Source organism: Tengunoibacter tsumagoiensis (assembly GCF_003967535.1).
GTDB lineage: Bacteria > Chloroflexota > Ktedonobacteria > Ktedonobacterales > Ktedonobacteraceae > Tengunoibacter > Tengunoibacter tsumagoiensis.
In genome coordinates this window covers 4,943,555-4,965,231 of the sequence record NZ_BIFR01000001.1, presented here as the reverse complement: position 1 = coordinate 4,965,231, position 21,677 = coordinate 4,943,555, and the positions used below count along the sequence as shown (strand labels likewise).

Here is a 21,677-nt window from a genome sequence, read left to right as displayed (position 1 = left end):
AGGAGAGAATGTGCAACTATTTTGGAAAGTGATCCGTGTCAGACAGGTAAGCCGTAAAACGTAATATAGGATTATACAGTCAGTACAAACAAGAATATTGCAAAATTTTCAAGAAGAAAAACGTCGATGCTTATCCGGTGTTAGCAGGTGAACAAGGCGGTTTTTAAGGATAGAGTATCTATTTCAGAGGAGGAAATGTATGGCAACTACTGAAAGAACGACAGCTGTTGGTGCTTTTACAGAGCAAGCTCTAGCAGAGCGTGCAATTGAAGAGCTGAAGCGTAGCGGATTTACTGAGGATCAGATTGGTTTTGTCGCTCGCCATTCTCACGCTGTTGACGGTCGCGAGGTTCCAGCAGATGACCTGGGATCAGGTACAGTATCAAGCACTGCGACCGGTGCGGTGGGTGGTGGAGTGTTAGGTGGTGTGATTGGTGCAGCCGCCTCGCTTTTAATTCCTGGTTTGGGACCGGCCCTGGCGGGTGGTATTCTTGCAGCAACATTGGGTGGTGCCGCCATTGGAGCCGTGGCAGGTGGTTTCGTTGGTTCACTGGTGAATGCGGGCGTGCCTGAGGATGAGGCGCAATACTATCATGACCAGCTAACGCGTGGTAGCTCGATCGTTACAGTAACCGCCCCCGGGCGCTATGAAGAGGCAGCGGCCATCCTGCGTGAAAGCGGAGCTTACAATGCGACGGTGAGCAAGGATATGCCTGCTACCAATGCTGATACTGTAGGATCTGCCAGTGAGGAGAGCCTGATCCCTGCTGCGATATTGCCTGGTGCTGCTATGGGACTGGGAACGCCAGTAACTGCTGGCATCGTGAATCCTTTGCAGCCCCCGCTATATAACGCTGTCAATCCACCTGTCGAAAATCTTAACGATGAGCAGGTTGATGATCGGCCTTCTGAAACATATCGTACAGGGATAGATACAAAGCCCAATCAGCTCACTGATGTAACGACCTCTACTGCGACAGTAGAACGCTATGAGGATGATCAGTTTCAGACCGACACAACCACTCCTGAGAATACTCTGCGCCCACGTCCCGAACTGGCTGATACGCAGACGACAACTCCTGTGTCTGATGCAGAGCCTATACCTGCTGAGAAACAGGATAACAGCCATCGTGCCCCTCTAATGCGTGATTCCGAATCCGATCCAACCTTACCGAATGACTCTCAAGTCTGGTAATTGATAAGGTTCGATGAGAAGAATCTCAGTCGTCTCATGAAGCAAACGCCTTAACGCAGCCCGCGTTAAGGCGTTTTGTCATTATAATTAGCTAAACCAATTAGCTAAACCATTTTGGGGGTATGAGTATAGTGATAAGAGAGAGTAGTAGCTACAGAGTGTAGATATTTTTTATGACAATCTTATGTAAATAGCTCAGTGTAGTCAGATGCTACACGTAACAGGAGTAGTGGGCAGGAATGTCGAGGAGGGCATATGAGTCGAGCGACATGGCATCCTATGTTTCTGATGGCACTTGTGTGTAGCCTGATGATAAGTCCGACAATCACCCCTTCTTTCCATGCACATGCTCTGGATCGCCCCTGGATGGATCGTTCTCTATCAGCCGATCAAAGAGCGAACCTGTTATTAAAGCAGATGAGCCTGAAAGAGAAGATTGCACTGTTGCATGGTGGAGATGGACCCTATGTAGGAAACGTGCCTGAGAACACGCGCCTGGGAATTCCAGCATTAAAGCTTGAGGATGGTCCGGGCGGAGTCGCTGACGGTGTGACACAGGTGACCGCCTTTCCTGCTCCCATTGGTGTGGCGGCCAGTTGGGATACACAGTTGATGTATCAGTATGGGCAAGCAACAGCGAGTGAAGAGTCTGGAAAAGGAGCAAATATTCAATTAGCCCCCACAGTAAATATTCTGCGTATCCCTCAATGGGGAAGAAGCTTTGAGAGCCTGGGTGAAGACCCCTATCTGACCGCCCAGTTGGCGGTAGCAAACATTCAAGGTATTCAGAGCCAGGGTGTCATTGCGACGGTCAAACATTTTGCCGCCAATAATCAGGAGCACGATCGTGAGACGGTAAGTGCATTGGTGGATCAGCGCACGCTCCACGAGATCTATCTGCCAGCCTTTGAGGCCGCAGTTAAGCAAGGGCATGTTGGATCAGTCATGTGTGCTTATAATCGTGTGAATGGCATTTATGCTTGTGAGCAGAATGCTCTTCTCAAAAATATTCTCAAGAAGGATTGGGGCTTTCCAGGCTTTGTGATGTCAGATTGGCAAGCGACACATAGTACTGTAGCAAGCGCGCAGAATGGCTTAGATCTTGAGATGCCCGGTGGAAACTATTATGGAGATGCGCTTGAGAGTGCTGTGCAGGAGGGTCAGGTCAGTATCAATGTTTTGAACGATCATGTACGCCGTCTTCTGCGGACCATGTTTGCCACTGGTCTCTTTGATACAGCATCCTCTGGATCGCTCCAACAAGATGTCACCACGCCAGCTCATAGTCAGTTTGCACGTACTGTAGCTGAGGACAGTATTGTACTTTTGCAAAACCAGCAGCAGATTCTTCCTCTTGATCCGACGCATATTAAGTCGATCGCTGTGATTGGTCAGGATGGCTCCAGTGCTGCGACCGCCACAGGTGGTGGGAGTGCACAGGTTCATTTACCCTATCTTGTAAGCCCTTTACAGGGTATTCGAGCGCGAGCAGGCAGCGAGATAAAAGTAACCTACACTAGTAGTTCCAGAGCAGCTGAAATAGCACATGCGGCTGATATAGCGATTGTATTTGTCAGTGATCAGGAGGATGAAGGCAGTGACCGCCCTGACCTCTCCTTGCCTCATGGGCAGGATAAGCTGGTACAGGCGGTCGCGCAGGCAAATCCACATACGATTGTCGTGTTGAATACAGGTGGTCCAGTCCTTATGCCCTGGGCACATCAGGTCCAGGGTATTCTTGAGGCCTGGTATCCAGGTCAAGAGGATGGTAATGCCATTGCCTCTATTCTGTTCGGGGATATAAGTCCAGCGGGCAAGCTACCAATGACCTTTCCCGTACAAGAAAGCGATCTGCCAGTCAATACCGAAGCACAATATCCTGGTAATAACGACGTTGCAGACTATAGCGAAGGGATTTTTGTTGGGTATCGTCATTATGATCAGCAGCAGATTGCGCCATTATTTCCATTTGGCTTTGGCCTCTCATACACTCATTTTTCGTATAGTAATCTAAAGATCAGCGGCCAACTCTCTCATCAAGGTTATGTGCAGGTTGATATCGATGTGACGAACGATGGAGAGAGGGATGGGTCAGAAGTAGCCCAACTCTATATCGGTCTCCCTTCAACCAGAGCAGTTCCTCAACCGCCGGAGCAATTAAAGGGTTTTCAAAAGATCTTTCTGCCAGCGGGACAGCAACGTCACCTAAGTTTTACCCTCGACACACGGTCCCTTTCCTACTGGGATACGCATCAGGCCAACTGGGCACTTGCGCCGGGAACATATACCGTTGGAGCAGGTGGGTCATCTCGTGAACTCCAGGTTACAGGGATTTTTACGGTAGAGACGCCGTAAAGAAAGCATACCCGCAACGATCATGCTTCTTGAAAGGCGCGAATTTTCTGCAGACAGAATGCCTGGTTCATTCTGTCTGACAGAGGCGCAAATGTAGTTATTTTGGTTATATAAGTATAATAAATTATAGAGTATATAAATAGCTATTATTGTTTTATCGAAAAAGACAAAACCAGCTTCTGTAGAGAAGCTGGATTGAGAATTTTATACATACATTGTGTATGCCAGGAACCTGGGCAATAATAGCGCATTATATCAATGTTTGTAAAAAAATCCTATGTTAAAACGAAGTGGAGGATATATGCGTTTGACCTCTTTACGTTCCACTAAACCTTTTTGGGTTCTCTGTCTGGTTTTTCTATTGGGCACAACCATCTCCGTCTACACCCCCCTTCAGGCAAATGCTCAGCAGCGTCCCTGGCTGAATAAGGCTCTATCTGCCGATCAGCGTGCCTTACTTCTCTTAAAGGTAATGACATTAACCGAGAAGATTGACCTGTTACATGGGGTTGCTGGCCCATATGTAGGAAACGTCGCGGCAAATAATCGACTGGGCATTCCAGCCTTGCATTTAGAGGATGGGCCAGCTGGAGTAGCCGATGGGATGACCGGTGTCACGGCCTTTCCGGCTCCTATCAGTGTCTCAGCCAGTTGGGACCCTTCGCTTATGTATCAATATGGTCAGGCGACAGCGAATGAAGAGGCGGGTAAAGGCGTTAATATTCAGTTGGGGCCTACAGTAAATATTTTGCGCATCCCCCAATGGGGACGAAGCTTTGAGAGTCTGGGTGAAGATCCTTATCTCACCTCTCAAATGGCTGTCTCCTCGATTCAGGGCATCCAGAGCCAGGGAGTAATTGCGACCGTCAAGCATTTTGCTGCCAACAATCAAGAGTATAATCGCGAGACCATCAGTGCGGCCGTTGATGAACGTACACTCCATGAGATCTATCTACCAGCCTTTGAGGCGGCGGTCAAGCAGGGGCAGGTAGGGTCAGTCATGTGTGCTTATAACCGTGTGAATACAGTTTACGCTTGTGAGAATTCAGAGCTACTGAACCAGATTCTTAAGCAAGATTGGGGCTTCGCTGGTTTTGTCGTCTCGGATTGGCAGGCAACACACAGCACACAGGCTTCAGCGCAGAACGGACTGGATCTGGAGATGCCAGATGGAGCATACTATAATGCAGATCTATTGAAAGCAGTTCAGTCTGGACGAATTAGCCGTGTGACGATAGATGATCACGTGCTGCGCATCTTGCGAATGATGTTCACCTTTGGCCTGTTCGATGAGACGGCAAAAGGCTCACCAAACAAAAATGTGATGTCCAGCGCGCATACGCAACTTGCACGTACAGCGGCTGAAGAAGGCACAGTGCTGCTGCAAAATGCGGGCCAGATCTTGCCGCTTAAGCGTGAGCAGGTTAAATCAATTGCCGTGATTGGGGAAGATGGCTCGCTTGCGGCAGTAGGGAATGGGAGTGCGCATGTGCATCTTCCTTACCTGGTTACACCTTTGCAGGGGATACAGTCTGCAATCCAGGGAAATAAGATTAAAGTGACGTACACCAGCGGCAAAAAAGCAGCTCAACTGGCGAAAGCTGCTGATGTTGCGATTGTGTTTGTCAATGATCATGAGGATGAAGGCAGTGACCGCCCTGACCTCTCCTTACCTCGTGGGCAGGATAAACTGGTGCAAACGGTTGCACAGGCAAATCCTCATACGATTGTTGTATTAAATACCGGGGCACCCGTTAGCATGCCCTGGGTACACCAGGTGCAAGGTATCATTGAAGCCTGGTATCCAGGTCAGGAAGATGGCAACGCGATTGCATCCATCTTATTTGGAGATGTGAACCCTTCGGGTAAGTTGCCAATGACATTTCCAGTACATGATACAGATGTTCCAGCGAAGACCACTGTTCAATATCCTGGCCAGCATGGCGTAGCCCAGTATAACGAAGGCATTTTTGTTGGATATCGTTACTACGATCAGCAACAGATCACACCACTCTTCCCCTTTGGCTACGGACTCTCTTATACCACATTTGCTTATAGTAATCTGGCACTAAGTTCACCGGCTACGGCGACAGGACAGGTCGCCGTTAATGTAGATATTACAAATACAGGTACACGAGCCGGGTCTGAAGTCATGCAGTTATATGTTGGCCTGCCCTCAGGATCTGTCTCCGAACCCCCTGAACAATTGAAGGGCTTTAAGAAAGTGACCCTTGATGCAGGCCAGATGCAGCATGTGCGTTTTATGCTTGATGAACGAGCCCTGTCGTATTGGAACGTTGCGCGCCATGATTGGGCACTTGCTCAAGGAAACTGCACCATTAGTCTTGGCAGTTCCTCAAGAGATATCCGCTTACAGGGGCATTTTACGATCTCTTAAGAGGACGAAAGCTCCTTAAAGCGTTTTTAGCGCTTCCCTGGGAGCACCGAATGTGTTTTAACTGTAAAGGCGATGCCAGGGCTAATCTGGAGGATAGCTCTGGCACCAGTTGCATCATGCTCTGGTAGCCTGAGAAACGTATCTTGATCTTGAGCGCAGAGGGTCTGGAGGCTGTCGCCAGCTATAGTTGATAGCGTTTCTCCCTGGAGGGTTGCGCTGGCCCAGAGAAGATACTCTTGCTGGCTCATTGCTGCTGATGTGTTGAGCTGGCAGTCCTGTTGAGGGCCCTCTGTCAGAGCATTAATGCTGATTGTTTGTTTTGCTAACGATTGTGGGAGAAGCGGATCAGACAGATTTGCAATAAAACTTTCGCCTGAAGGGGCCTGATAGCGCTGAAGCGAGAGATGAAAGACGTGCTCGACGAGAAGAGCCGGGCCGCTAAATGTAATTAACAGGTGATGTTGCGCTGTCTGTCGAACAGTAAAGCCAGAGTCTTGTAAAAAGTGGCGTGCCCGATTATACGTTGTGATATCGGGGCCAAATTGTTGTTCATATTCCTCAGCCGTCAATACTTCATGTAATTTTCCCTGTCTCTGGGCTGCGAGAAGCGCCTCAAGCTGATCGCTATGACGTGGCATAAGCCCGAGTGAGAGCGTAAGCTGTTGCGTAGGTTTAACGTCTCCCACGCGCCGGCTCTGTGCAATTAAGGGTGAAAGCGTCCCATGGACTGCACTTGCTGGCTCATTTCCTTTGGCCTGCACAAAGGAAAGATGCAAAAATTGCAGCGCAATGACGCTCAAAAAAATGAGAAATGTAAATACGGGCATGAGTACCGAGAGCAATGCACGATAGGGCCGTAGCCTGAGAGCCAGGTAATGATGTTTGCGTGCCTGTACTGTTCGTAGTAAGTAGATATAGAGCATAGATATTCTCATCCCTTCCAACCAACCAGAATAGTGTTGCCTGATCTTTATGTCCACAACATACTGTCAAGCGCCAATATGTTTTCGCGTTTAATTGCAGAAAAGCATAGTTAATCGCTTTATAGGGATTAGCAAAATACGATGTGTCAACTATGTTATTATAGTCATTTTTTAATAGCAGTTAAGAGGGAAAGAACTCCATGAATAAGATGAAGGTACTACATCAGTAGAAAATTTTCGGGCTTAAGAGCGTGTTATAGTCAGATCTCTCGATGGAAGAGGTAAAGAGAGAGGTCTAAGGAGGTTCTGGCTGGTATGTTCAATTTCCTAATCTTTCCTGGTATACTACTGGCACAATCGAGAGGTGTAAGCATTGTTAGTACGCCTATAGAAGAGAAAGCACTCGCCAGCATGACCGTAAAGAAAGCTGCCAGTTCGCAGGACAGAGGGGCGGATGAAAATGCACTGATAAAGCTTTATGAGCAATTTCGCCGTCCTATTCACTCCTATACATATCGCTTGCTTGGGAGTCAAGAAGATGCAGATGACATAACGCAAGAGGTCTTTGTACGTGCGTGTACCGCATGGAATGGTCTCTACGAGCGTGATAACCTCTCATCCTGGTTATATCGTATTGCGACAAATCTCTGTGTGGATCACCTGAGGCGACGCAAGCGAATTATGTGGTGGCCTTTAGGAGGTAAGCACCGTTCACTAGAACGAGGAGAAGAGCCAGCCCCGCTTGATCTCACCGATTTTCTGGCTGATATGGGAGGAATACCAGAGATTGCGGAGCGTGAGATTATTCGCATGGCTTTTGCCGGTATGACTGAAGAGTATGCAGTAGCTCTTATATTGAGCGCTGCCCAGGGGCTCACCTACCAGGAGATTGCTCATATTGTCAATATTTCTCCGAATGCAGCGGCGACCCGTATCTCACGAGCCAAGAAAATGTTTGCGGAACAATACCAGCGCCTGATCAAAGATGGTGTTGTACAACGGGAGAAGAGATAATGAACAACACGCATCTACCAATTCTGCCATCGACGGGAGAGAGAGGCCCGGAGGTTTGTGAAATTATTCGTCTCTATTTAGCTGTCTGGGATGATCTTTCACCACTTCAACGCGAACAAGTGATGGGTCATGTACATTCATGTCAGGGGTGTACTGAGGAGTTACGCCTTTTACAGCAAGTCACGAATCTCGTTGCCACCATGGAGACCTCCAGCCCATCCGCTCGTGTTGATGCCGCTATCAGGGCCGCTATTGCGGCCCGGGGCATGCAGCAGAACGTTCAGGCATCATTTAAAGTCAGGTTCCCGCGCTTCCTGTCGCTGGCAGGTGCTCTGGCGGCAGTGGCGTTGATAGTACTTGTGCTTCTTCTTGTTCATCCATTTGGTGGAAGTGAGAAAGCTTTTGCTCTTCCGGCTAATCTTACCTGGCAACCATATGTGCTTTATCATACCCAGACGATGAAAAGCAGTGATGGTCAAACCTATCAGGTTATCTCATATCATGATATGAGCGATCACCATCTGAAGGTAGAAACAAAAATGGATGATCAAGTGCATATTATTGTCTTACAGGATGAGCAGAAGAGTCTAGGATTGGATATGATGCATCATGTAGCACAATGGAACGCAACTTCCTGGAGTGTTGATGAATCTATGTTCAACCTTGCTCAGCTCAGGCATGATCTGCAAACCGGACACGCAGTCTATCAGGGAAAAAGGCAATTTCAAGGTCAGGACGTCTATGACATTGGATATCCTGATGGAACTATTCTGATGCTTGATATGCATTATATGCCGATAAATGTGCTATCACCAGCGCAATCTATGAAGCCTGTGTATACTACGCTTCAGTGGCTTTCCCCGACGCAGGTTCCTGCTTCCACCTGGGATATGCAGATTCCAGCCGATTATCATATGGGTCAGTTGCCAGCCAGGCCATAAGGCTCTGAGATGAGGGTGCGTATGAGATATACTAGAATAGAGTTGTTTTGATTATCTGTTTGTAACTCTCTATTAGCCACAGAGTGGTGAGCACATGAGAGGAGAAAGAGCACATGGCAGAGCATATTCCAGTGATCAGTAGCGCAGTTCGTACCCCCACAGGCAAGTTTCTTGGTTCGCTCGCTTCATTTACGGCCCCGCAACTGGGTTCACTTGTGATTCGAGAGGCCGTAAAACGTGCTGGTATCGACCCCATGGTATTAGATGAAGTGATTATGGGGAACGTTGTTTCAGCGGGGGTGGGTCAGGCACCAGCTCGTCAGGCGGCACTACATGCGGGCCTGCCTGCCGAAATCTCGGCGTTTACAATCAATAAGGTCTGTGGTTCCGGTATGCAAGCTGTGATGCTTGCGGCTCAGGCTATTCGTGCTGGCGATGCACAGGCCTTTGTCGCCGGTGGGATGGAGAGTATGAGTAATGCTCCCTATCTTCTGCCCAATGGCCGCACCGGGTACCGCATGGGCGATGGAAAGATTATCGATAGTGTTGTCCATGATGGACTCTGGTGTGCTTTTGAGAATATTCATATGGGCAATGAGGCGGAGATTATTGCGGAGAAATATGGAGTAACGCGCGAGGAGCAGGACCGTTTTGCTTTGCAAAGTCATCAACGTGCAACAGAGGCCACGGCAGCTGGGCGTTTTAAGGATGAGTTGCTGCCAATTGAGATCAAACAAAAAAAAGGGTCTCTTTTTCTTGAGAGTGATGAACCGATTCGTGGTGATAGTTCGATGGATGCTCTGGCCCGTTTGATGCCCGTCTTTCAACAGGGTGGTTCGGTGACTGCTGGTAATGCTCCTGGTCTTAGTGATGGGGCCTCTGCAACTGTCATTGTCGAACAGGCATTTGCGCACGAGCACCAGCTTCCAATTCTTGCCCGCATCTTGGGGTATGCTACAGCTGCCATTACTCCACGTTACATTTTTGCGGCTCCTCCGCATGCAGTTTTGCGGCTCCTTGAGCGAACAGGATTGCATTTGCAAGACTTTGATCTTATAGAGGTCAATGAAGCCTTTGCGGCCCAGGTTCTGGCCAATGGACTGGAACTAGACCTTGATTGGTCACGGGTCAATGTGAATGGCGGAGCAATTGCCCTGGGCCATCCCATTGGATCGAGTGGCTCACGGGTACTGACAACCCTCATGTATGAACTGCGTCGGCGCGGGGGCGGACGAGGATTGGCCACACTCTGTCTGGGGGGTGGCGGTGCCGTCGCGATGGCAATTGAAGTTTAACTCTGTCCCCTTTTACATCATTAATGAAATAGCCACCATCAAGATGGCCGCGACAACCTTCTTCACCATCGGGATCTAAAGCGATGAACGCGGCCAATGTGATCACCACCAGAGAGAATGGAGATGAGCTTCGCCATTGAAGTGGATTCCTGCCATTCTCTCGCTTTTAGCGCTAAGATGCTTAATTTTTAGTGTATTGGGCAAATGGATAGTGTTCTTGTAGGTACTGGTAGATTGTGCCTGGATCAACATAGCTACCCTGGTCGTAACACTCCTGCCAATAGCTCTTCTGACCATAGCTATCGTGCTTGTAGCTCTTTTGATCATAGCCATCGTGCTTGTAGCTCTTCTGATCATAGCCATCGTGCTTGTAGCTCTTTTGATCATAGCCATCGTGCTTGTAGCTCTTCTGATCATAGCCATAGTGATCATGACCGTAGCTATCCTGGTTGTAGCCATAGTGATCATGACCGTAGCTATCCTGATTGTAGCCATAGTGATCATGACCGTAGCTATTCTGGTTGTCGCCATAGTGATCATGACCGTAGCTATCCTGGTTGTCGCCATAGTGATCATGACCGTAGCTATCCTGGTTGTCGCTACCCTGACCATAACCATCTTTTCCACCATGGTCAGAAGGAGGAGGAGGAGGAGTTGGTCCACCATGATCAGAACCATAGCCATCTTTTCCACCATGGTCAGAAGGAGGAGGAGGGGGAGTTGGTCCACCATGATCAGAACCATAGCCACCTTTTCCACCATGGTCAGAAGGAGGAGGAGGAGGAGTTGGTCCACCATGATCAGAACCATAACCGCCTTTTCCACCATGATCAGGAGGAGGGGGAGGCGTTGGTCCGCCATTGTCATAAGATGGTGGATTATTTTGGTACTGTTTCCAATAATACTGGCAATAGTATTTCTGTGAACTATAACTTGCTGAATAAGGGAAGTAACTATCACAATTGATAGTTTTGCCTTTAAAATCGCAGGTATTGCTATAGTACTGATTATAATAGGGATTGCTGGGATCATAGTGGCTATAAAAGCCATTGTAGCCATCACACTGCTTGTAAGACTTATGATCGTATGAACCTGAATGGCTACCGTGGGCGTAGGTCGTTGGAGCCTGTAAAAGCATCCCTAATACCCCTGTAGAAAGAAGCGTTGAGACCACCAGGGCTCGTTTTCCCAGGGGGATAGAGGAATGTTTCAAGCTGTGAAAGAATGTCATTGCATATATCCTTTCTAAAGATCGTGCAACTTGTGTGAATGCCCATAGTTTTATGTGTTTATAGGTCAAAGAAAAGCATAGTGGGTGTTGCAGTAGGTATATCGAGAGTGACGTTCTGGTTTTCTACCGCTACTAATTGTATCGGGGGAGACGAGGCCAGCCTGAAGGGACCGATGGGCTAGACTTATGCTAACAGGCTATGGACTTCTGGTGCTAAGATATGCTGACTGTTTCTGCCTGTTCTGCTTATAGAAACATGGTACAATACAGCATAGAGCTTCCACGTAGAATCGGGCAGGCAGACGATTATCTTTTGAGTACGAGGCGTAAAATATATGGCCTTTTATTGAGGCCCCAGACTCAGCGAGGAGTAAGAGAGATTATGCTTGAACAAGAATCAACTTCACCTCAGCGCTTAGATGCCACTCAGTATACTCAGGGAACCCTGTTTCAAGCTGAGGAACTGGCTCGCCTGAGTGTCGAGCAGGTCAGGTGGGAGCAGACAACCGTTCAGAAGTCTCTAGACCGTGTGCCTGAACGTGATCCTCTAATGACGACATCTGGTGTACCTATTAAGCGTGTCTATCTACCGCAGGATCTGGCTGATCTGGACTATACACGTGATCTGAGCCTGCCAGGAGAGTATCCCTATACGCGTGGTGTACAACCGACCATGTATCGTGCCAAACCCTGGACGATGAGAATGTTTGCGGGCTTTGGAACTGCCGAGGATACCAACGCGCGTTTTAAGTATCTCCTCCAGCAGGGCCAGACGGGGCTTTCCACTGCTTTTGATATGGCAACGTTGTATGGGTATGATACCGATCATCCGTTGGCCGCAGGTGAATTTGGCAAGTGTGGGGTAGCTATCTCTTCACTGGCAGATATGGAGATCCTCTTTGCGGATCTCCCATTAGATAAAATTACGACCTCAATGACCATCAATAGTCCTGCTGCCGTCATCTGGGCTATGTATATCGTCAATGCTGAGAAGCGTGGGTACAGGATGGACCAGCTAGGAGGGACCCTTCAGAACGATATTCTTAAAGAATATACGGCGCAAAAGGAGTTTCTCTTTCCACCTGAGCCTTCCTTGCGGTTAGTTACCGATACCATCGAATTTGGGACACGCCATCTTCCACGTTGGAATACCATTAGTATCAGTGGTTATCATATTCGCGAGGCTGGTGCGACAGCGGTGCAAGAGCTTGCTTTTACATTGGCGGATGGATTGACCTACGTTGAGGCGGCTCTTGCGCGGGGACTAAACATAGATGAGTTTGCTCCTCGGCTCTCCTTCTTTTTTGATGTGCATAACGATTTTTTTGAAGAGATTGCAAAATTCCGCGCCGCACGTCGGCTCTGGGCGAGATTGATGCGAGAGCGTTATGGGGCCAAAGATCCGCGCTCCTGGATGTTGCGCTGCCATGCTCAGACTGCTGGCGTCTCTCTTACAGCCCAGCAGGCCGAAAATAATATTGTGCGCACAACAATTCAAGCTCTGGCCGGGGTTCTGGGAGGCACGAATTCGTTGCATACAAACTCACTAGACGAGGCTCTGGCCTTACCTACCGAGAAAGCTGCCCTGATTGCGCTGCGCACACAGCAGATTCTTGCCCATGAGAGTGGGGTCACAAACACAATTGATCCACTGGGAGGATCATACTTTGTAGAGGCCCTCACCAATGAGACCGAACAGGCAGCAGATGATTATCTTACGCGAATCACCGAGCTGGGTGGGGTCCTGGCATGCATTCAGAATGGTTTTTTTCAGAGAGAGATTGCAGAATCCGCTTATCGTTATCAACAAGAGATTGACACCCATCGTCGAATAATTGTCGGGGTAAATGATTATACTCTCGATGAGAATGTCAAAGTTCCAACACTGTATGTGGATTATGAAGGTCAGCGTACGCACCTTGAGCGCCTGCATCGTGTGCGCCGTGAACGGGATCAAGAAGCTGTCAGGCAAACTCTTGCTGAATTGCGTTCGGTCTGTGAGGGATCAGCCAATACGATGCCAGCCATTATTGAAGCCGTGAGAGCCTATGCCACTCTTGGTGAGATTATGGATGTTTTTCGTGCTGTCTTTGGCGATTATATGGAGCCAGCCATTTTTTGAGTATAAAAAGCGGCTTTCACATGCACTAAAGCCGCTTTAAGAATAGCATCGCCCCAACTATCAATAGAAAAGGGAGTCATTATGCCCACCCATCAATTACAAGGGCTTGTACAAAGGCAAGCCCTCTCTTCGTTTGAGTTGCAAGCTGTTCAGCAGTTGGCAGAGATCTGTGAGAAGGCAGAGCAGATTCATCTCCGGGTCATCTGGGATCTGCTTCGGGAAAGGTTGGAGATTGAAGCGCTCGATTTTCTGTATTATGATGATGGCGCTGTGGTTGGCTACCTCTGCCTGGATGATCATGGAATGGAAGCCAAAGAGGTTGTGGCCTACGTACATCCAGCGTATCGCAGGCGTGGCATCTTTCGTCAATTATTAGCGGCTGCATGGAAAGAGAGCCGTCTTTTTGGGATTGAGCGCTATCTGTTTATCTGTGATGAGCAATCACAATCTGGTCTGGCCTGTCTACAAGCGATAGGAGCGACATTAGATTTCTCGGAGCATGATCTCATACTGCATAGTCAGCTAAAGGCGACTGTTTTTGATCATCGCCTGCATGTGCGTCAGGCGACTCTCGCCGATCTTGAGGCACTGGCTCAGATCCAATCGGAGAGCTTTGGCGATCCGATCAATGTTGTACGTCTTCGTCTGGCCCAGAGGTTAGAGAATCCTCTGGCGCGTTTCTCTCTTGCCACACTTGGTGAGCCGGGTATTACCTGTCATGAGCCAGTAGGATGTTTAAGGGTGCGCGATTGGCAGGCTTATACGAGCATCTATGGTTTTGGCGTCCGACCAGATTATCAGGGTAAAGGATATGGTCGGCAGTTATTGGAGACAGTGATCGCGCAGTTGCAGCGCGAGAGCTCGAAGCCTGTTCAGCTGGATGTTGATACCAGTAATCAGCCGGCGGATCATCTCTATCGCTCCTGTGGTTTTCAGCCGCGTGCTACCTATGGATATTATGCCCTCTCCATTAAAGATGGAAGATGAAGAGGCATCTTCCAGGACTGTGGTATGCTAAGGGGCGTATAGAAGCGGAATTTCAAGGTCTTCTCATGTGAGATATGAGTCTCATGTGAGATGTGAAAGGTAGAAGTTGTTTTCATGCAGTGGTTGGAATTAACTGTTCAGGTACATCCTGAGGCCGTAGAATCGGTGAGCGAGCTACTTAGCACATATACCTCAGACGGAATAGTGATTGAGGAGCCCTATGAATTATCTGATGACGGGCAAGAATATCGTATCCTGCATGGTCAGCCAGTCATAGTTCATGCCTATCTGCCGATGGATGGCAAAGAGGAGGCGACAAAGCAACAGATTGCGCAAGGTCTCTGGCACTTTACCAGTCTTGGTGCGCATTTTGTTGGCGAGCTTCAGACGTGTGTCGTGAATGAAGAGGACTGGGCCAATGCCTGGAAAGATTACTACCATGTCACACATATTGGGAAGCGGCTCGTCATTCGGCCATCGTGGCGCGAGTATACACCAAAGGACGAAGAGGTGGTGCTGACCCTTGATCCAGGCATGGCCTTTGGGACGGGGGTTCATCCCACGACACGGATGTGCCTGGAACAGGTTGAGCAGAAAGTCCAGCCAGGTATGCGCATCCTGGACGTTGGAACTGGTTCAGGTATACTGGCGCTGGCCGCAGCTAAATTGGGGGCTGCCAGTGTCTATGCCATTGACAATAGCAGCGTAGCTGTGGAAAGCGCACAGGCCAATGCAGCTTTAAACGACCTTACAGACCGTATTCAGGTCGTGTTAGGCATCCTTGATGAGGCGGAGGCTGAACGTACAGCAGGCCAATATGATCTTGTACTAGCAAACATTATTGCGCATATTATTGGGTCTATTGCACCTCAGTTAGCACAGACTCTGGCACCTCATGGGCTCCTGGTTGTCAGCGGCATCATTGAGGCGAGAAGGCCCGATGCGGAGGGACCATTGTTGGAGGCTGGTCTGGAACTGGTCGAAGAAGTTAAAATCGATGATTGGCTGGCCCTCGTCTATCGTAAGCGCGTATCCTCGCCTAGCGTAAGCGAGTATCAATAGATGCATCGCTTTCTGGTCACTGAGAGCGTTCTGCCCCAGGCTGGCGAGACATTTCTGCTGTCCGATAAGCTTGCCCACCAGGTACGCGATGTGTTGCATCTGAAAGTCGCAGAGCATCTGATCCTGTTCGACAATAGTGGTGAAGAGCTCCTGTGTACTGTACAGACGAGCAACCGGTCAGGCGTTGAAGTGCAGGCAGTGGAGCGACGGGCGGGCAAGAGCGAATCGCCTGTTCGGATCGTGCTCTGTCAGGGGTTATTGAAGTCAGCCCGGTTTGAATGGATTCTCGAGAAAGGGACTGAACTGGGAGTAAGCACATTTGCTCCCATTCACTGCCGTCGTTCACTCGCGGGTCTGGAGGAGGCCGGGTCCTCCAAACAGCAGCGTTGGCAACGTATTATTCAGGAAGCGACTGAGCAATGTGGTCGAGCGCATCGTCCAGAGCTCCTGCCAATTCGATCATTGACGCAACAGTTGCAAGCCTTACCCAACGACGCCTGTGCAATTATCCCCTGGGAAGAAGAACGGAAGCAGAGCCTTCAGAACGTCCTGCGGTCGTTTCCTCTGGATAAGGTCCCTTTGACCGTCTACCTTTTTATTGGCCCGGAGGGTGGATTGGCCCCGGAAGAGATTATGCTGGCGCAAGAGCATGGTGTGAAGAGCGTCTCATTGGGAGCGCGTATTTTACGAGCTGAGACCGCAGCCCTTGCGGCGGTTGCCAATGTGATGTATGAGCTTGAGGCTCGGCTAGCATAGCCGCGTTTGAAAATGTTGTGTACGCAACCAGCATCATAATAGGGCTATGCCAGGGAACATGCATTGTGAACTACCCCTGAGCTAAAAACTCAGGGGCCTGATCCCTGAAGTCTTCAGCTTCGTGGGAGGTCTTGCCGCGAAAGAATAAGCTAAAGTGTAAAAGGTAGCAGCGCAGTTGACGAAATTATGGTCTACATGCTATTATTGCCCAATGGGTGTCACGGATGCTCAAGGGTTTCCCAAGCAGCACAAAAAGCGGCGCAAGACGTTCCTGGGATACCGTACCAGCGATAGTGTGAAGGCGATGACCCCCAAACGGACGCTCACAGGACGCATCGCCCCCTCGTTTCGCCCTGGCAACGCGGAGAGCCACCCCAAAAAATAGCAAATAGATGCGCCGTCTTCATCGTGCTGACGGCTACGAATACGAACACAGAAAAGAAGGCGTAGCGCTTCCTCCCCATGCATAAAAGGGGTACCCGCGCCACGAAATTCAGATGGAAAACGTTGCACCAGGTATTCTACAGCGCTTGCGAGCTGCCGACATTATTCGGATGGCGGGACTGAGCTCAGCAGCGCTAGGGCAGGAATATGAGCGGACTGGCTCTATCGCAAATACGCAGCGTTCTGGTGCGCGCCTCTCAGGTGTCGTAACCCTTTCGCATGCCTCCACATCAACAGAGCAAGAGAAATCCGATGCTTCGCTGATGCGCTCATGTATCGTGTCTGTGGAATTGCAGAGCTCCACCTCGTGGCTGACAATCTGTTCCTGTCATACTCCATCTACCCTCCTCTGTAGCCATGGTGCGGCTCTCCTCTATCATTGGTTGGCTACCCCTGCTCTTTTTCTCCCTGTTCAGCCAACGGGTGGCGACCTTTCCTCCTCATCTCATGTGGGGGATGCAGATAAAGCACCTGGAAAAGAGATGACAAAAGAAGACATTTCGAGAGAGATAGCTGCGCCAATCGCTCCCTCATCGCCTGTTGTACAGCCAGCTCGTTCACCGGCAGTAGCGAGCGATCTGCTTGCACTTCTTGCTCAATTAAGTCTGAGCGATCTGAGAAATATAGCGCGTGAGTATGAGATTGTGACGACTGGTCTGGCAAAACAACAGCTGGCAGAAGAGATCTTTCAGGCATTACAGCAGCCGGAGACAGTGCGCCGGTTAGCGGCTACTTTAGAGAAGTCCCAGCGCCAGTTATTAGCAGCTCTGACATTGGCGGGTGGCTCGATGACTGATGAGGATCTGCGCGGCCTTTTCGAGCGTTTCTCATTGGGGCAGGCCAATCAATTGCAGAAGACACTCCTGGCTCTCCAGGGGCGGGCTATGATCTTTCGCACCAGTCTCAATAGTGCGCTGTCTCAGCCAATGGGCCTGAGTGGCAGCCTCTTAGATGTAGGTTGGTTTGTTCCGCTTGAGGTGAGAGCTGCGCTGAGAGTATCTGTACCAGTAACAACCTTTCATGTCGAGCAGGGAGATGAGCAGGGGCGCCGACCAAGACTGGAGTTAGCGGAGCCATTCCGTCTTCTCTCACAGTTGATGTTAATTGCTCGTGCCCTGGATGGGTATCGGCTCGCAACAAACGAGGATTGGCCACGACCTGCAAAAGGAGCTGGTAGCTCAGAGGTTGCGCGGCCAGGTCATCCAGCATCTGGAGATGGCTCTATGGCTATTCCAGCGCCCACCCCGCACTTTTCGGCGCATATAATAGCCGTTATTCGGGAGACAGTATCTGCATCTCCCACGTTTATCCGTTTTGCATTGCGCCTTCTCCAGCTAGCAGATATTGTCTATATTTATAATAGTACGCATAATAGTGCGAATGATGGTATTGATGCCGAACTGAAGGTATTATCCAAAGCAGCGCAGTTGTTGTTGGGAACCGATCGTGCCGAGGGATTGCGTGACCTCTTCGATCTGTGGTTAAAGCAGTCATCGTATGATGATCTTTTCGCCTTACAGGATGATGGATTGCGGCTTCGTTGTCGCACAACGTCGTCGCAGCAGCCGATTTTGCGCGTAGGAGAACTGGAAACAGAGAATAGTGAAGCACGTCAAAGCATACTGGCACTATTAGCTCAGGCTCCAACCGGTCAGTGGATGAGCTTTCCAGCTTTTGCACGTTTTGTCTATCGTCTGCAACCTTTGTTTCTCCAACGTCGGCAGCGCCTCTTTGCAGCTCCTCACTGGTGGATTGAGCAAGATGAAGGGCGCCCTTTACGTCCAATTCAATTAAGCGACTGGTTTCGAGCAGAGGCACACTATCTCACCCATCTACTGACCGGGCCTTTACACTGGTGGGGAATATGTGATGTAGCTTACGCCCCTGATGGCCATCTGCTGGCCTTCCGGCTGACAGACCTTGCCAGTTCCCTATTACATGAAGCTCCTATTCCGCAACAGAGCGAGCAGCCAGTTCAAATGTTTGAGCTTCTGCGAGCAGTTAATGAAGAGAAGAAAGAGCTGTTAGTAACCTGTTCACCAGTAGCCTGGCCCCTGATTGAAGCGCTGGAAGTGTTTGCCGAGGCGGATGGTATTGAGGCGGACTGTTTGCGTTACCGACTGACCCCTCGAGCCTTAGGGATGGCTTTAAATCGTGGTTATCGCCCTCTGCGCCTCTTAGAATTGTTGCGGGCAGCTATGAAGCACCATACAGAAGAGAGTGCGCTAACCACGCTGGTGCTTCAGCTAGAGCAATGGATTGCCAGTTATGGGCAGGTACGGATCTATACTGGCGTTCCAGTGCTGGAGACTATGGATGCCGTTGTGATGCGTGAACTGGCTGCGACGACCTCGGTGGAAAGTCAGATTGTGCAATCCATCTCACCCAGTCTGCATCTTCTGAAGAAGACAGCCGTAGAGCGCCTCACAGAAGAACTAAAGCGACGTGGTCAGACCCCACTCTTGCATGATGAGGAGATCTATGGATCAGAGTGATCTTAACCTTCTACAGACAGTACCCTCATATCATCTACAAGCGGTAATGAGAGTGCGTCATATCCCTTTGTCGCCACTCGTGTTAGGGAATAACCTGAACCTTACGGCGAATACCTCCTCGAGTGCTTCTGCATCTCCCCTGGCGACCTCAGCCGTCGCAGAAGAGATTGGACAGTATTTATTTGAGTCACAAGGGATTGAGCAGATTCTGCAAGAACTGGGTAGTGCTCAATGGCTGATTTTAGCAGAGCTAGTTGCGTGTGGTGGACGAGCCAATAGCCGTGATCTCGCACTGTATTTCTCTCTGTCTGGACAGCTCCATGCCCCGAAACGCGCCGATACGTCCGCAGACCAGCGCCCCTTTCAGAGCGGCTCTTTGCTTCTACCTCCACAATATCCCCCCGCCCATCCACATGGACCTTTTGAAGAGGCATTACGGCATCTTCTGGCATTGGGCCTGGTCTTTTGGGGCAAGCAAACGAACTTTGCGGGGCGCGAATATAGCAGTGGTACGCATGATGGCGTCTTAATTGTCCCTCAAGCAGTACGGACAACCGTCCACGCCTACCAGCAGCAGCAAGCATCTGAGACGAAAGTGCATGAGAAAAGTGAACAGATCCCCGAAAGTTTCTGGAGAGCTCAGCGGCTACTCTATCTTTACTGGTCTCTGGTGGCTTCACGCAATGAAGGTCTGGCCCTTGTTAACAACGGTCTGTTGGGGCGTACAGCCCTGCGTCTTATTATCGAGCAACTGGCCGAGAAAGAGCAACAGAAGAGCTCCTTTGACACTGATCCAATACGTAGCGAGATCCATTTGCCTCGTTTCCTATTTATACGGCAATTGTTGATGCAATTGGGCTTATTATACGAGCGCCAGGGGACCCTCTATGCGGCCTCAGCTCCAGCTGAGAGCTTCTTTGCCCTCTCGATCAATGAACGTGTCAGGCGTTGCTACCAACTGTATGCGGAGACGACGTTCTGGAACGAGCTTGGATTTCTGCCTGATGTGATTGTCCGTCCTGGTCCAGAACCATTGGAGCCAGCGCATAATGAGGTTCTCAACAATCGCCAGCAAGTACTTGAGCGTATCTTATCTGAGCAAACGAATGAGAAGGTAAATATAGCAGCCTTTATTGCTCGTACAAAGCTTTATTACCCATATCTGCTCTTCCCACGCCACTATGGAGCTCGTGCGGAGCGTTATTCGTCTGCCAGCAATCCTTATGGTTGGGATTTCCGCTTGCGGCGTGGTTGGTTGACGCATCGCGAAGGCTGGCATATGGTCGAAGGAAGCTTTATTCGAGCTATAGTAACCGGTCCACTGCAATGGTTGGGATTAGTGGATTGCGAGCAAGAGGATGGGCTACAGGTCTTTACGTTCTCGCCGGACGCCCTCTGGATTATGGGCCATGATCAGTTGGTGGGACCTGAGATACCATGGGGACGCCTCATTGTGCAGCCTAATTTCGAGCTAGTCGTATTAGCACCAGTCTCTGAAGCTCTGTTAGTTCGCCTGGATCGTTTTGCTGAACGGATCAGCCTTGAGCATGTGGCTCAGTATCGGCTGACAAAAGCCAGTGTAACGCGTGCTATTCAGCATGGACTCAGTGCTGACAGCATTCAACAGATATTAACAGAGGCCGCAGGAGATGAGATCCCGCAGAATATTCACTATTCAGTGGGAGAATGGGAGCGTCAGGCCCGCAGAGTCGAGCTCTGGCCGCAGATGACTCTTCTTGAAGTTGCTGATCCAGCGTTACTGGATGAGCTGCTGGCAGATGAAGAGACGCGCAAGCTGTTTGGACGGCGTTTGAGCGAGCGGCAAGTCGAGATTCCCCTGGCCCAGCGAACAGCGGTTCAGCAGCTGTTCTGGCGGCGCAATTATCTTCCTGCTCAGACGGATGTGGCTGAGAGAAGCGATAGCGATGCTCGCAGGGAACCACAATGGCGGCTACATGTAGACGGCTTGCTTGAGCCTCTGTATCCAGTTCTTGATCTTTATCTCGTTGCCGAAGTGGGCCAGTTTACAACCAGAGATGAAGCCACAGGCTGGCCACTAGTGAGTGCACATTCGGTGCAGCAAGCATTGGAGCAAGGAAAAAGTTTAGAGCAGATGCAACACTTTTTACAGAGCTATTGCGAAGCAGGCATTCCGGGGTCGTTGATGATCCGGCTGAAGTTATGGGGCAGGGGGTATGCAGAACAATCGCAGATCCGGGTTGAGCGAGCTCCCTTGCTTCATCTGTCCGCCGAAATTTTGCAGGATCTCCAGGCGGACAATGAGCTTAATGAACTGCTAGGATCGCAAGTCGAGACCACCGGGCGGCTAGTGCATGTCGCAGAGCAGAATCTCGAGCGTGTTCTGGACCTGCTCAGAGAACGAGGTTTCTTGCTCTAAACAGGCTAGCTGGTGCATACAGAGCTCACCCCTCCCCCTGCTAGTGTATAAGAGAATTGAG

Annotated in this window: 15 protein-coding genes; 13 read left to right on the top strand and 2 right to left on the bottom strand. The window is 49.9% G+C overall.

Features of this window, described 5'->3' with window-relative positions; genetic code table 11:
• Positions 1 to 199 precede the first annotated feature (199 nt).
• From EL628_RS19445 to EL628_RS19435, 3 genes are all read left to right on the top strand, one after another.
• Positions 200 to 1,195 (top strand): hypothetical protein, encoded by a 996-nt coding sequence (locus EL628_RS19445; protein ID WP_126581567.1) that lies wholly within the window; start codon positions 200 to 202, stop codon positions 1,193 to 1,195.
• A 255-nt stretch (positions 1,196 to 1,450) separates the two neighbouring features.
• Complete coding sequence (locus tag EL628_RS19440; RefSeq protein WP_126581566.1) at positions 1,451 to 3,550, top strand: beta-glucosidase; 2,100 nt, start codon at positions 1,451 to 1,453, stop codon at positions 3,548 to 3,550.
• 301 nt (positions 3,551 to 3,851) lie between these two features.
• Positions 3,852 to 5,948: a beta-glucosidase gene (locus EL628_RS19435; RefSeq protein WP_161975620.1), complete on the top strand. Its 2,097-nt coding sequence runs from the start codon at positions 3,852 to 3,854 to the stop codon at positions 5,946 to 5,948.
• A gap of 26 nt (positions 5,949 to 5,974) precedes the next feature.
• Here EL628_RS19435 and EL628_RS19430 read toward each other — a convergent pair whose 3' ends face one another.
• Complete coding sequence (locus tag EL628_RS19430; protein WP_161975619.1) at positions 5,975 to 6,871, bottom strand: protease pro-enzyme activation domain-containing protein; 897 nt, start codon at positions 6,869 to 6,871, stop codon at positions 5,975 to 5,977.
• Between the two features lie 315 nt (positions 6,872 to 7,186).
• On the opposite strand from EL628_RS19430, the gene EL628_RS19425 reads away from it, so the two are divergent.
• The 3 genes from EL628_RS19425 to EL628_RS19415 all read left to right on the top strand — a co-directional run bounded on the left by EL628_RS19425 (position 7,187) and on the right by EL628_RS19415 (position 10,121).
• A complete protein-coding gene (locus tag EL628_RS19425; RefSeq protein WP_126581563.1) occupies positions 7,187 to 7,885 on the top strand; it encodes an RNA polymerase sigma factor in 699 nt (232 codons plus the stop codon).
• Positions 7,885 to 8,826, top strand: a complete 942-nt coding sequence (locus EL628_RS19420; protein WP_126581562.1) for a hypothetical protein — start codon at positions 7,885 to 7,887, stop codon at positions 8,824 to 8,826. Before EL628_RS19425 ends, EL628_RS19420 begins: the two co-directional genes overlap by 1 nt.
• 113 nt (positions 8,827 to 8,939) lie before the next feature.
• Positions 8,940 to 10,121 carry a thiolase family protein gene (locus EL628_RS19415; RefSeq protein ID WP_126581561.1) on the top strand — a complete coding sequence of 394 codons (1,182 nt, stop codon included), beginning with the start codon at positions 8,940 to 8,942 and terminating at the stop codon, positions 10,119 to 10,121.
• 181 nt (positions 10,122 to 10,302) lie between these two features.
• Here the strand turns inward: EL628_RS19415 and EL628_RS19410 are convergent, their stop codons facing one another.
• Positions 10,303 to 11,352, bottom strand: coding sequence for a hypothetical protein (locus EL628_RS19410; protein ID WP_126581560.1), 1,050 nt, complete (start codon positions 11,350 to 11,352; stop codon positions 10,303 to 10,305).
• Positions 11,353 to 11,734: 382 nt separating this feature from the next.
• Between EL628_RS19410 and EL628_RS19405 the strand changes: the two genes are divergently transcribed.
• The 7 genes from EL628_RS19405 (at position 11,735) to EL628_RS19375 (ending at position 21,616) form a co-directional block, all read left to right on the top strand.
• Positions 11,735 to 13,474, top strand: a complete 1,740-nt coding sequence (locus tag EL628_RS19405; protein ID WP_126581559.1) for an acyl-CoA mutase large subunit family protein — start codon at positions 11,735 to 11,737, stop codon at positions 13,472 to 13,474.
• 81 nt (positions 13,475 to 13,555) lie between these two features.
• Positions 13,556 to 14,461, top strand: a complete 906-nt coding sequence (locus tag EL628_RS19400) for a GNAT family N-acetyltransferase (RefSeq protein ID WP_126581558.1) — start codon at positions 13,556 to 13,558, stop codon at positions 14,459 to 14,461.
• A gap of 114 nt (positions 14,462 to 14,575) precedes the next feature.
• Positions 14,576 to 15,523, top strand: a complete 948-nt coding sequence (gene prmA, locus EL628_RS19395) for a 50S ribosomal protein L11 methyltransferase (protein WP_126581557.1) — start codon at positions 14,576 to 14,578, stop codon at positions 15,521 to 15,523.
• The gene (locus EL628_RS19390) at positions 15,524 to 16,279 is read left to right on the top strand and encodes an RsmE family RNA methyltransferase (RefSeq protein WP_126581556.1); all 756 of its coding nucleotides are present in this window, start codon (positions 15,524 to 15,526) and stop codon (positions 16,277 to 16,279) included.
• Positions 16,280 to 16,454: 175 nt separating this feature from the next.
• Complete coding sequence (locus EL628_RS31025) at positions 16,455 to 16,664, top strand: hypothetical protein (RefSeq protein ID WP_126581555.1); 210 nt, start codon at positions 16,455 to 16,457, stop codon at positions 16,662 to 16,664.
• 112 nt (positions 16,665 to 16,776) lie between these two features.
• A complete protein-coding gene (locus tag EL628_RS19380; protein ID WP_126581554.1) occupies positions 16,777 to 19,218 on the top strand; it encodes a hypothetical protein in 2,442 nt (813 codons plus the stop codon).
• Positions 19,205 to 21,616 (top strand): helicase-associated domain-containing protein, encoded by a 2,412-nt coding sequence (locus EL628_RS19375; protein ID WP_161975618.1) that lies wholly within the window; start codon positions 19,205 to 19,207, stop codon positions 21,614 to 21,616. The genes EL628_RS19380 and EL628_RS19375 overlap by 14 nt, the downstream gene beginning before the upstream one ends.
• Positions 21,617 to 21,677 lie beyond the last annotated feature (61 nt).